This window comes from Leisingera sp. (assembly GCF_034669605.1).
GTDB lineage: Bacteria > Pseudomonadota > Alphaproteobacteria > Rhodobacterales > Rhodobacteraceae > Leisingera.
In genome coordinates this window covers 1-11,099 of record NZ_JAXMOX010000162.1, presented here as the reverse complement: position 1 = coordinate 11,099, position 11,099 = coordinate 1, and the positions used below count along the sequence as shown (strand labels likewise).

Genomic DNA, 11,099 nt, shown 5'->3' with positions numbered 1-11,099 from the left:
AGGACATGGGGGCTGCCGGCCTCACCTGCTCGGCCGTGGAAATGGGCGACAAGGGCAAGCTGGGCGTCAAGCTGAACCTCGAAGACGTGCCGCAGCGCGAAGAGAATATGACAGCCTATGAAATGATGCTGTCGGAATCTCAGGAACGGATGCTGATGGTGCTGAAGCCCGAACTGGAAGCAGACGCCCGCGCCGTGTTCGAAAAATGGGACCTGGATTTTGCCATCGTTGGCGAAACCATTGCCGAGGACCGCTTCCTGATCCTGCACAACGGTGACGTGAAAGCGGATCTGGTGCTGTCGAAACTGGCCTCCACCGCGCCGGAATACGACCGCCCCTGGGTGCCGACCCCGGCGGCTGAGCCGCTGACCGACGCCGATGTGCCCACCATTGACCCGATCGACGGGCTGAAGGCGCTGCTCGCCTCGCCGAACTATGCCGGCAAGCAGTGGGTTTACGAGCAGTACGACACCACCGTGATGGGCGACACCCAGCGCCGCCCCGGCGCCGGCTCCGGCATCGTCCGGGTGCATGGCACCGGCAAGAAGCTGGCCTTCACCTCCGACGTGACCCCGCGCTACGTCAAGGCGAACCCGTTCGAGGGCGGCAAACAGGCGGTGGCCGAGGCCTATCGCAACCTGACAGCTGTGGGCGCCAAGCCGCTGGCAACAACCGACAACCTGAACTTCGGCAACCCCGAAAAGCCCGAAATCATGGGCCAGTTCGTCGGCGCCATCAAAGGCATCGGCGAGGCCGTGGCCGCGCTGGATATGCCGATCGTTTCCGGCAATGTTTCGCTCTACAATGAAACCGACGGCAAAGGCATCCTGCCGACCCCGACCATTGGCGCCGTTGGCTTGATTGCCGCGGGCGAAGAGCCGATCACCGGCGAGGTCCGCGACGGTCATGTCGCCCTGCTGGTCGGTGAAACCATTGGCCATCTGGGCCAGTCGGCGCTGCTGGCCGAGGTCTTCAACCGCGAGGACGGCGACGCCCCGGCAGTTGATCTGGAAGCCGAAAAGCGCAACGGCGAATTTATCCGCGCCAACCGCGAGCTGATCAAAGCCTGCACCGATCTGGCCGATGGCGGCCTTGCGCTGGCGGCGTTTGAGATGGCGGAAGCGGCCGGCGTTGGCGTGCAGATCGACGCAGGCGATACCCCGACCGTGTTTGGCGAGGATCAGGCCCGCTACCTGGTCGCCTGCAACTTTGACCAGGCCGAAGCGCTGATGCTGGCCGCAGGCCAGGCCGGCGTGTCGCTGGCCACTGTAGGCAAATTCGGCGGTGACATGGTCAAGATCGGCGGTTCCGAGGCGCCGCTGGCCGAGCTGAAGGAGGTCTTCCGCTCCAGCTTTGCCGCTGCGGTCGCCTGATCTAAACGAGCCGCGCTGCCTTTGCCGGGCACCGCGGCAAAGTGAAGCGCAAGGGTGGGATGGCGCAGCCGTCCCGCCCTTTCTTTTAAACCGGGGACCGGCCTTTGACCCTTCCTGAGCTGACAGAGGACTGCAGCCGTTGCGCCGCCCTGTGCTGTCTCGCCTATCCTTTTCAGGCGCATGAAGACTTTGGCCTGCTCAAAGACGCGGACACGCCCTGCCCCAACCTTGGCCCGGATTTCCGCTGCACGATCCACGAGGATCTGAACCCGCGCGGCTTTGGCGGCTGCGTGGCCTATTCCTGCGCCGGCGCCGGCCAGCGGGTGACGCAAGTGTTGTTCGGCGGCGAAACCTGGCGCGATGATCCTGACCTGCTGCCGCATATGACCTATGCCCTGCGGGTGCTGCGGCCGATCCACGAGGCGCTGCTGGTGCTGCAGGAGGCCGCCGCGCTGCCCCTGCCAGTGGCGCTGCAAACCCGCTGCGCAGACCTGGCCGCATCGCTTTGCCCGGAAGACCCGGACTCGGTCTGGGACTTTGAGGAAGACAGCGTGCAGGACGCCCTTGCCGCGCTGCCGGATTTTGTGGAAAGTCTGGCGCCCTTTGCGCAGGACGGCAGTTAATCCTGCTTGCAGAGGCCCCGGCGGCCGCCTACATTTTTACCAAACAAGACAAAGGACTTCTCCGGATGCCCATGCAAGCCCACGAAATCGAAGAACTGCTGCGCGAAAGCTTTCCCGACGCTGAAATCCAGGTGGCCGGTACCGACGGCGTGCATATGTCGGCGATGGTCGTCGACGAAAGCTTCCGCGGCAAGAACCGCGTCCAGCAGCAGCGCGCCGTCTATGCCGCGCTGAAAGGCAAGATGGACGGCCCCGACGGCGAACTGCACGCGCTGGCGCTGACCACAAAAGCGCCGGAATAATCCGCCCGGACTGGCTGCTAGTGTCGGCAGGAAATCAAGTTTCTCCGGCTGCGGCTCTTTTATTGCAGCCCATTTTGGCATATCTCGCGCTCAACGACTTTCTGCCGGTCCCCCCACGGCGGCACGACCAAAAGGACATGAACCAATGACCGACGCAAAAACCCGCATCGACGAAACCGTCAAAGCCAACGACGTGGTGCTCTTCATGAAAGGCACCAAGGAAATGCCCCAATGCGGCTTCTCCTCGCGTGTGGCAGGCGTTTTGAACTACATCGGCGTGGACTACACCGATGTGAACGTGCTGGCGGACGAAGACATCCGTTCCGGCATCAAGGAATACTCCGACTGGCCGACCATCCCGCAGCTTTACATCAAGGGTGAGTTTGTCGGCGGCTGCGACATCATCACCGAGATGACCCTGTCAGGCGAGCTGGACGGCATGTTCGATCAAAACGGCATTGCCTTCAACAAAGAGGCCGCCGACAAGATCCGCGAAGCCAACGGCTGAAGGCTGAAGGCTCTTTTCATCACAAAGGCCTGCCGCATCCTGTTGCGGCAGGCCTTTTATGTTTGGTGACGGGTGCGGGATTTTACGCCGCGTCGATCAGCATCAGGTCATCGGCGGTAAAACTTCCGCCGCCCCCTGCGTAGACTCAGGCCATTGTCAAACGGGCCAATGTCAAACCGCAGGCTGGGCCTTTTCTTCGATTTCCTGCGCCAGCGCCTCGGTCCGGGCGGCCAGTTCGGCCAGGCTCTCGGTGACCTGCGGCGGCACGATCGGAACTTCGATCCGCTCGGGTTCCGGTGCCGGCATGGCGCGCAGATCCGCCAGTTCCTGGTCGCGTTCGGCCAGCACGGCCTCAACCTCCTTGATCCGGTCCTCGACCGCGGCAGTCTTGTCGGCCAGCATCAGGCCGGCCATCAGCAGCATCCGCGCTTCGGGCATCCGGCCGATCTGGTCCGACAGCACCTGCGCTTCGTTATCCAGCATTTTGGCGGCAGAATGCAGGTAGCTTTCCTCGCCCTCCTGGCAGGAGACCTCAAAGCCGCGGCCGCCGATCATTATGGTCACTTCCGGCATCAGACTTCCTCCCCTTCCGGCAGGTTGCGGGCATTGGCCAATAGCGGCTCCAGCTTGGCCAGCACCGCGTTGACCTGGGCCTGGTCACTGGCCTGGGCTGCGCGCAGGCCTTCGATCTCGGCTTCCATTGCGGTGTTGATCAGCCCGGCATCGCCCAGGCTCCGGGCGTTGGCGTCGCGCAGCGCGGTGTTCGAGGCGCGCAGCTCCTCGTTGGCCTGGCGCAACAGCTGCAGTTCGGTGTCGAGCCGCAGCAGGGTTTCATTCTGGCGTTCAATCTCCGCGCCCATGTCCTGGGCCGGGGCCGCATCCGCCGGTGCTGCCGCAGAAACCGATGCCTCTTCCATCTGGGCCATCAGCCTGGCATTGGCAGCCTGGGCTTGCGCAAGCTGCTCCTCCAGCGCTCCCTTGTCGCTGGCGGCGGTATTGGCCGCGGCCTCCAGTTCGGCTTTGAGACGCGCAACTTCGCTGCGCAGGGCTTCCTTTTCCGCCGGATCCCCGGCTTCGTTGCGCAACAGCTGCAGTTCGGCTTCCATCGCCGCCACATCTTCGCTTCGGGCAGGTGCCTGGTTGCCAGCCTCCTGCAGCCGTGCGCGCAGCACCCTCACCCGCTCTTCCAGCTGCGCATTGGCAAGCTTTTCTTCTTCCAGAGCCTGTTCAATTTCAGCCGTTGCCGCACCAGCCGCCGCTGCCTCTGCCGCTCTGGCGGCCTCCGCCGCGGCCTCAACGGCCTTGGCCTTATCCGCGTCGCGCGCGTCCTGCAGTGCGGCCGAGCCGGCGCTGATACGCTCAAGCGCAGCCTGAATGCGGCCTTGCAATTCTTCAATCTGGTTCATGCCTGTCCCTCACCCGTCCACATCAGTGCCATATTCCTTCCGGCGCCCGCGCGAATCGCGCATCTGCCGCCGACATGGGCCAGTTCTTCCCTTTCAGGGATAAAACACCCCCCCTTGTCTTTCAACCACTTGACGCGCCAACTTCGCGCAACATAGCAGAGTTGCGCGCAACCATGCTTGATCTTTGCGGCATCGCTGTTATTGAGCGCAGCAATTGCCTGTTAACGCCAAAGGACGATCCAAGTGGACCTGACAGCCCTGCGCACCGCCAATCCCGACCATTGGAACAAGGCCGCCGCCATCCGCGCGCTGGCTCTGGACGCCGTCGCCGCCGCCAATTCCGGCCACACCGGCATGCCGATCGGCATGGCCGACGTGGCGACCGTGCTGTTTGAAAAGCACCTCAAATTCGATGCCGCCAACCCGCAGTGGCCGGACCGCGACCGCTTCATCCTGTCGGCGGGCCACGGCTCGATGCTGATTTATGCGCTGCTCTATCTGTCCGGCGACAAACAGGTGACGCTTGATCAGATCAAGAACTTCCGCCAGACCGGCGCGATCACCGCGGGCCATCCGGAAAACTTCCTGATCGACGCGGTCGAGGTCACCACCGGACCGCTCGGCCAGGGCCTCTCCAACGCTGTCGGCTTCGCCATGGCCGAGGAAATGCAGCGCGCCCATTACGGCAAGAAGGTCGTCGATCACCACACTTATGTGATCGCAGGCGACGGCTGCCTGATGGAAGGCATCAGCCAGGAGGCCATCGGCCTGGCCGGCCGCCACCAGCTGGGCAAGCTGATCGTGTTCTGGGACAACAACAACATCACCATCGACGGCACGGTTGATCTGTCCGACCGCACCAATCAGGTGCAGCGCTTCAAGGCCTCGGGCTGGCAGGTGCTGGAAATCGACGGCCACGACCCCAAGGCCATCGACGAGGCGATCATTGCCGCCAAGAAGTCCAAGAAACCCTCGATGATTGCCTGCAAGACCCATATTGCCCTGGGCCATGCCGCGCAGGACACCTCCAAAGGCCACGGCGCGTTGACCGACCAGGACCAGCTGCAGGCGGCCAAGGATGCCTATGGCTGGACCAGCGGCCCGTTCGAAGTGCCGGCGGATATCAAATCCCAGTGGGAAGAAATCGGCGCCCGCGGCAAGACCGAGCGCGAAGCCTGGGAAGCCCGCTTTGCCGAGCTGTCCTCGCAAAAACAGGACCGTTTCAACCGCGCCTACAGCCGGGACACCCCCAAGAAGCTGTCCGCCACCATCAAGGCGCTGAAAAAGCAGGGGTCCGAGACCCAGCCCAAGGTTGCCACCCGCAAGTCTTCGGAAATGGCGCTGGAAGTGATCAACCCGATCATGCCGGAAACCGTGGGCGGCTCTGCTGACCTGACCGGATCCAACAACACCAAGACCGGCGATCTGGGCATGTTCGACACCGACAACCGCAAAGGGCGTTACGTCTATTGGGGTATCCGCGAGCACGGCATGGCCGCGGCGATGAACGGCATGGTGCTGCACGGCGGCATGCGCGCTTACGGCGGCACCTTCTTCTGCTTCACCGACTACGCCCGCCCGGCGATGCGCCTGGCCGCCCTGTCGAAGATCCCGACCGTGTTTGTGATGACCCATGATTCAATCGGCGTCGGCGAAGACGGCCCGACCCATCAGCCGGTCGAACACCTGGCGATCTGCCGCGCGACCCCGAACACCTATGTGTTCCGCCCCGCCGACACCGTGGAAACCGCCGAGGCCTGGGAAATTGCCCTCACCGCCAAGGAAACCCCGTCGGTGATGACCCTGACCCGTCAGAACCTGCCGACCGTCCGGACCGAGCACAAGCTCAGCAACATGGTTGAAAAAGGCGCCTATGTGCTGGCCGAGGCCGAGAACAAACGCCAGGTGATCCTGATCGCCACCGGTTCCGAGGTTTCCGTCGCGATGGACGCCAAGGCCAAGCTGGAGGCCGAGGGCATCGGCACCCGCGTCGTCTCCATGCCCTGCATGGAGCTGTTTGCACAGCAGGACGAAGCCTACCGCCGCAAGGTCCTGCCCGCAGGCCCGGTCCGCGTCGGCATCGAGGCGGCTGTGCGCGACGGCGGCTGGGACCGCTGGCTCTTGGGCGAGCGCGGCCAGGAGAAGAAAGCCGGTTTCGTCGGCATGGACCGCTTCGGCGCCTCTGCTCCGGCAGGCGAACTGTTCGAGCGCTTTGGCATCACCGCCGAGGGCACAGTAGCCAAGGTGAAAGAGCTGCTGGGCTGAGGCAAACACGCTTCACGCACCGAAAGAATTTCTTCATGGGCGCCTCCGGGCGCCCATTTTCATTTCGCCGTCTATTGGGTTTTGGCTTCCTTCAGCACGTGAAATTCAGGTGACTCCAAAACCTGGGTATTGTTTCCCACCAGGTCAAAAGGCGTTTCCCCCATGTCATTTGTGGCGCCTGGATCAGCGCCGGCCTCCAGCAGAACGCGGATGATTTCGGGCCGTCCCCATTTTGCGACCCCATGCAGCGGTGTCCAGTTGTTGGCGGTCCGTGCATTCGGATCGGCGCCAGCCTTTAGCAATACGACAACATTCTCAGGACTGCCGGCGGCGGTGACAAAGTGGATCGGTTTGCGGTCAAGACTGTCAGGTGCCGAAACATCAGCGCCCGCGGCGATCAGGGCGCGGATCGTATCCGCTCTGGCGCCCCCAGCGAAATGCAACGGCGACCGTCCCATTGGATCCTTGCCGTTCACATCTTCACCTTCGGCAACCAGCTGCTCAACCGAGGCCGGAGTTGCAGTCTCGTAAAACTCCGCATTGCAGAGAACCCCGCAGGGTCCGGCGGCGAAAGCCGGCAAGGCGGTGGCGCTAAAGACAAAAACACTCAGCATCAAATTTCTCACAGCAGGCCCTCTCCCGACACAGATAGCAGAACAGCAGCGGATCAGGCTGCGAACCGCCTCCGGTATGACCCGCTGTCTGTCTGTTATTTGATCCTGCAAGGGTTACGAGAGGGTAAACGCCGGGCCGGATGCGGATTAAGAACGGTCTGCCTTTTGGCCTGCAATTCCCCGCCATGCAGGGGCAACCACCTTGGTCGCCAGCGGAATCAGCAGCAGCCCCAGCACAACGCCGAACACCCCGTCCATCGCCGCCTTGGCGCTCCACTCGGCAAAGCCGGTCCAGGCCGCAGGCACCGCGTGGCCTACCGCATAGGCCCAATCGTGGATGTGATGCCCCAGCCAGCCAAAGCCCAGCACCTCCAGCCCGTGAATGAGAATCGAGCCGCCGACCCACAGCATCGCGGCAGTGCCGACCACCGACAGGATCTTCATCAGCACCGGCATGAACTTCACCAGACCGCGCCCCAGCCCGCGCCCCGGAGAGGTCCGCGCGTTCTGCGCCAGGTACAGGCCGACATCATCCATCTTCACGATCAGCGCGACCGAGCCGTAAACCGCCAGCGTCACCCCGATGGCCACCACCGCCAGGGTCGCCGCCTGCATCCAGACATTCGGCGCCTCAATGGCGGCCAGCGCGATGGTCATGATCTCCGCCGACAGGATGAAGTCGGTCTTGATCGCGCCCTTGATCTTCTCTTCCTCCAGATGGCCGGGGTCCTTGATGCTCATATCCTCGTCAATCGCGTGGCTGGCGTGCGGGAACAGCACGTGAAAGATCTTCTCGGCCCCCTCGAAACACAGGTAGCACCCGCCCAGCATCAGCAGTGGCGTAATGAGCCACGGCGCAAAGTTAGCCAGCAGCATCGCCACCGGCAGCAGCAGGATCAGCTTGTTGAACAGCGAGCCGCGGGTGATGCGCCAGATGATCGGCAGCTCCCGCGCAGGCTCAAAGCCCTGCAGGTATTTGGGCGTCACCGCCGCATCGTCGATGATCACCCCCGCGGGTTTGGCCCCGGCCTTGCCTGCCGCCGCCGCCACATCATCGACCGAGGCCGCCGCCACCTTGGCAATCCCCGCCACATCGTCCAGTAGCGCCAGCAAACCGCTCATGCCAAATCCCTTAATCCCTGTCCGCCTATGGCTGGCAATCTGCCCGCTTCCGGCGTCCGCCGCAAGCGTTAGCGCCACCGCATCCGCGGCCGGTTCTCCGTTAACGCCACCGGCGGGAGCCGTTAGCGCCACCGGTGGAATTTTGCGCTAACAGTTTCATTTAATGCCGCTTTTACCTCTTTAGACCACATCTGCACCGGTCTATATGGCGGGCAAAGGTTTTTGCTCGCTTGGAGACGTAACTCATGACCATCAAAGTCGGGATCAACGGTTTTGGCCGCATCGGCCGCTGCACCCTGTCGCATATCGCAGCCTCGGGCCGCGACGACATCGAAGTGATCAAGGTGAACGCCACCGGCCCGCTGGACACCGCAGCGCATCTGATCAAATACGACTCTGTGCATGGCCGTTTCCCCGGCGAGGTCACCATCGGCGACGGCACCATGAACCTGGGCCGCGGCGACATGCAGATGTTCTCGACCTACGACATGGGTGAGCTGGACTGGTCGGGTTGCGACGTGGTGCTGGAATGCACCGGCAAGTTCAACGACGGCGAAAAGGCCAAGGCGCATCTGGAGCGCGGCGCCAAGAAAGTGCTGCTGTCCGCCCCCGGCAAAAATGTCGACAAGACCATCGTGTTCGGCGTCAATGACGACCAGCTGACCGCGGCGGACACGATGATCTCCAACGGCTCCTGCACCACCAACTGCCTGGCGCCGCTGGCCAAGGTGCTGGACGAGGCGTTCGGCATCGAGCACGGCATCATGACCACCATCCACGCCTACACCGGCGACCAGCCGACCCTGGATCGCCGCCACAAGGACCTGTACCGCGCCCGCGCCGCCGCCATGTCGATGATCCCGACCTCGACCGGTGCTGCCAAGGCCCTGGGGGAAGTGCTGCCGAACCTGAAAGGCCGTCTGGACGGCTCCGCGATCCGCGTGCCGACCCCGAATGTCTCCGCCGTGGACCTGACCTTCCGCGCCGGCCGCGACGTGACCGCCGAGCAGGTCAACGCCGCCGTCAAGGAAGCCGCCGAAGGCCCGATGAAGGGTGTTCTGGGCTATGAGCCGGCGCCGCTGGTCTCCGTCGACTTCAACCACTCGCCGGAAAGCTCGATTTTTGCACCGGACCAGACCCGGGTTCTGGACAACCGCCTGGTTCGGGTGCTGGCCTGGTACGACAACGAATGGGGCTTCTCGGTCCGCATGGCCGATGTCGCCGTTGCCATGGGTAAACTGGGTTAAGGCAGACCGGGGCCGGCCGCGGCCTGACCTCTTGAGACTTCACGTCCGCTCAGGTTATCTGGGCGGGCGTTTTCAATTGCGGCGGAGCCCCGATGACCAACCGGATTGCCATTTCCCTCGGGGTGTTCCTGATCGCCGCCGCGGTGATCGACATCGCCATGTTCGGTGATCTGAACATGATCTTCCTGGGCAAGAAACTGTTTGCCCTGATCGACTGGATCGCTTTCTGGCGCTGACCCCCGCCGCCGCACCTGCTGCGCCAGTGCGTTTCAAATTTTTCTCTTGAAATACACAGCAGCGGCACCGGCCGCCGCGCGCGCAGCGCGCCGCCGGCAGCACAAAGCCGGGCCCAGGGCCCGGCTTTGCTGGTATTCAAATCCGCATCGCGCCTCAGGCGGTTTTGCCCAGACGCTCCATCAGCTTGTCTTTGACCAGCGGGGTGACGAATTTCGACACGTCACCGTCCAGCCGGGCGATTTCCTTAACCAGTTTCGAGGCAATCGCCTGGTGCCGCGCCTCGGCCATCAGGAACACAGTCTCGATCGAGCTGTCCAACGCCCGGTTCATGCCGACCATCTGAAACTCATACTCAAAATCGGCAACCGCCCGCAGACCGCGCACGATGATCTGGGCGCCGACGTCGCGGGCGCAGTCGATCAGCAGGTTTTCAAACGGATGCGCGACAATCTCGGTCCCGGTTTCGGTGCTCAGCTTGGCGCATTCCGCTTCAATCATGCCAACCCGTTCTTCCAGGTTGAACAAAGGCCCCTTGTCGCGGTTTATCGCCACGCCGATGACCAGCTTGTCCACCATCGCACTGGCGCGGCGGATAATGTCGATATGCCCGATAGTGATCGGGTCAAAGGTACCGGGATACAGACCCACACGCATCGGCGGCCTCCTGCCTTGTCAAAATTTCTGCGCAGGCAAACATATTTGCTGCCCTCATTGCAAGAGGGCAGAAATACGGACCCCGCCCCGCGGCTCAGTGCCCCATGATCATGTCCTGCAAGGCGTTCTTCTCCATCGCCACCTGTGCAAGCTGCGCTTTCACTGCATCCCCGAGGGTTATGATTCCAATGAGTTTCCCATCCTCGACCACCGGCATGTGGCGGAACCGCCCATCGGTCATCTGCTTCAGGATCTGCCCCACATTGGATTGGCTGGTGCAGGTGACCAGCTCGCGCGTCATATAGCCGCTGACCGGCTTGTCCAGGCAGCTGGACCCCGCTTTGGCCAATTCCCGCACAATGTCGCGTTCGGAGAGGATGCCGTCCGGGTATTCGCCGTCAGCTGAAACCACCACGGTGCCGAAACGGTTCTCCGACATGACTTTTGCAGCTTCGGCAACGCTTGCATGCAGCGAGACGGTGACCACACCGGAACCGGCCTTGGACTTCAAAATCTCCTGAACAAGCATGCTGCGCACCTCCGTAACTTTATTGCGGTATAATTAAGTGTGCCGCAACGCAGCTTCAAGTCAAGGCTTCCAGCCGGGCAACCTCGTCGCGGATGCCTTTAGACAACGCATGGGCAAACCGGTTCAGCCGCTCGCTGCGCTGGTCGCCCTGGTGCCGCACCAGATGGAAACTGCGGCTGAGGCTGACCTTATCGGTCAGGATCTTGCGCAGCATCCGGT

At 62.8% G+C, this 11,099-nt stretch carries 13 protein-coding genes and 1 pseudogene; 7 read left to right on the top strand and 7 right to left on the bottom strand.

Annotated features, from left to right (window positions below; all coding sequences use genetic code 11):
• The 4 genes from VOI29_RS17985 to grxD form a co-directional block, all read left to right on the top strand.
• On the top strand, positions 1-1,373 hold a 1,373-nt coding region (locus VOI29_RS17985; protein WP_323781735.1), incomplete at its 5' end, for an AIR synthase-related protein.
• A 104-nt stretch (positions 1,374-1,477) separates the two neighbouring features.
• Positions 1,478-1,996 carry a hypothetical protein gene (locus VOI29_RS17980; RefSeq protein ID WP_323781732.1) on the top strand — a complete coding sequence of 173 codons (519 nt, stop codon included), beginning with the start codon at positions 1,478-1,480 and terminating at the stop codon, positions 1,994-1,996.
• Between the two features lie 65 nt (positions 1,997-2,061).
• Positions 2,062-2,298 carry a BolA/IbaG family iron-sulfur metabolism protein gene (locus VOI29_RS17975; protein WP_019297755.1) on the top strand — a complete coding sequence of 79 codons (237 nt, stop codon included), beginning with the start codon at positions 2,062-2,064 and terminating at the stop codon, positions 2,296-2,298.
• 145 nt (positions 2,299-2,443) lie between these two features.
• Positions 2,444-2,806 (top strand): Grx4 family monothiol glutaredoxin, encoded by a 363-nt coding sequence (grxD, locus tag VOI29_RS17970; protein ID WP_323781729.1) that lies wholly within the window; start codon positions 2,444-2,446, stop codon positions 2,804-2,806.
• A gap of 171 nt (positions 2,807-2,977) precedes the next feature.
• Here the strand turns inward: grxD and VOI29_RS17965 are convergent, their stop codons facing one another.
• Both VOI29_RS17965 and VOI29_RS17960 read right to left on the bottom strand, forming a co-directional pair.
• Positions 2,978-3,379, bottom strand: a complete 402-nt coding sequence (locus tag VOI29_RS17965; protein ID WP_323781726.1) for a cell division protein ZapA — start codon at positions 3,377-3,379, stop codon at positions 2,978-2,980.
• Positions 3,379-4,212: a colicin transporter gene (locus VOI29_RS17960; protein ID WP_323781723.1), complete on the bottom strand. Its 834-nt coding sequence runs from the start codon at positions 4,210-4,212 to the stop codon at positions 3,379-3,381. The genes VOI29_RS17965 and VOI29_RS17960 overlap by 1 nt, the downstream gene beginning before the upstream one ends.
• 243 nt (positions 4,213-4,455) lie before the next feature.
• Between VOI29_RS17960 and tkt the strand changes: the two genes are divergently transcribed.
• Positions 4,456-6,477 carry a transketolase gene (tkt, locus tag VOI29_RS17955; RefSeq protein ID WP_323781720.1) on the top strand — a complete coding sequence of 674 codons (2,022 nt, stop codon included), beginning with the start codon at positions 4,456-4,458 and terminating at the stop codon, positions 6,475-6,477.
• Positions 6,478-6,548: 71 nt separating this feature from the next.
• Here the strand turns inward: tkt and VOI29_RS17950 are convergent, their stop codons facing one another.
• Positions 6,549-7,103, bottom strand: a complete 555-nt coding sequence (locus VOI29_RS17950) for an ankyrin repeat domain-containing protein (protein WP_323781717.1) — start codon at positions 7,101-7,103, stop codon at positions 6,549-6,551.
• Positions 7,104-7,238: 135 nt separating this feature from the next.
• Positions 7,239-8,213 carry a DUF808 domain-containing protein gene (locus tag VOI29_RS17945; protein WP_323781714.1) on the bottom strand — a complete coding sequence of 325 codons (975 nt, stop codon included), beginning with the start codon at positions 8,211-8,213 and terminating at the stop codon, positions 7,239-7,241.
• 245 nt (positions 8,214-8,458) lie between these two features.
• On the opposite strand from VOI29_RS17945, the gene gap reads away from it, so the two are divergent.
• Together gap and VOI29_RS17935 are read left to right on the top strand one after the other, a co-directional pair.
• Entirely contained in the window at positions 8,459-9,460 is a 1,002-nt protein-coding gene (gene gap / locus VOI29_RS17940) for a type I glyceraldehyde-3-phosphate dehydrogenase (RefSeq protein ID WP_323781712.1), read from the top strand.
• Between the two features lie 92 nt (positions 9,461-9,552).
• Positions 9,553-9,696, top strand: coding sequence for a hypothetical protein (locus VOI29_RS17935; protein ID WP_323781708.1), 144 nt, complete (start codon positions 9,553-9,555; stop codon positions 9,694-9,696).
• Positions 9,697-9,850: 154 nt separating this feature from the next.
• Here the strand turns inward: VOI29_RS17935 and coaD are convergent, their stop codons facing one another.
• The 3 genes and pseudogenes from coaD to VOI29_RS17920 all read right to left on the bottom strand — a co-directional run.
• A complete protein-coding gene (gene coaD, locus VOI29_RS17930) occupies positions 9,851-10,351 on the bottom strand; it encodes a pantetheine-phosphate adenylyltransferase (RefSeq protein WP_323781705.1) in 501 nt (166 codons plus the stop codon).
• A 94-nt stretch (positions 10,352-10,445) separates the two neighbouring features.
• Positions 10,446-10,880, bottom strand: coding sequence for a CBS domain-containing protein (locus VOI29_RS17925; RefSeq protein ID WP_323781702.1), 435 nt, complete (start codon positions 10,878-10,880; stop codon positions 10,446-10,448).
• A 55-nt stretch (positions 10,881-10,935) separates the two neighbouring features.
• A pseudogene (locus VOI29_RS17920) lies at positions 10,936-11,099 on the bottom strand (LysR family transcriptional regulator); the annotation flags it as partial.

Coding starts and splice junctions, on each gene's coding strand:
- VOI29_RS17945 (WP_323781714.1), bottom strand. CDS start 8,213: ATGAGCGGTTTGCTGGCGCTACTGGACGATGTGGCGGGGATTGCCAAG.
- VOI29_RS17925 (WP_323781702.1), bottom strand. CDS start 10,880: ATGCTTGTTCAGGAGATTTTGAAGTCCAAGGCCGGTTCCGGTGTGGTC.
- grxD (WP_323781729.1), top strand. CDS start 2,444: ATGACCGACGCAAAAACCCGCATCGACGAAACCGTCAAAGCCAACGAC.
- coaD (WP_323781705.1), bottom strand. CDS start 10,351: ATGCGTGTGGGTCTGTATCCCGGTACCTTTGACCCGATCACTATCGGG.
- VOI29_RS17935 (WP_323781708.1), top strand. CDS start 9,553: ATGACCAACCGGATTGCCATTTCCCTCGGGGTGTTCCTGATCGCCGCC.
- VOI29_RS17965 (WP_323781726.1), bottom strand. CDS start 3,379: ATGCCGGAAGTGACCATAATGATCGGCGGCCGCGGCTTTGAGGTCTCC.
- gap (WP_323781712.1), top strand. CDS start 8,459: ATGACCATCAAAGTCGGGATCAACGGTTTTGGCCGCATCGGCCGCTGC.
- VOI29_RS17960 (WP_323781723.1), bottom strand. CDS start 4,212: ATGAACCAGATTGAAGAATTGCAAGGCCGCATTCAGGCTGCGCTTGAG.
- VOI29_RS17975 (WP_019297755.1), top strand. CDS start 2,062: ATGCCCATGCAAGCCCACGAAATCGAAGAACTGCTGCGCGAAAGCTTT.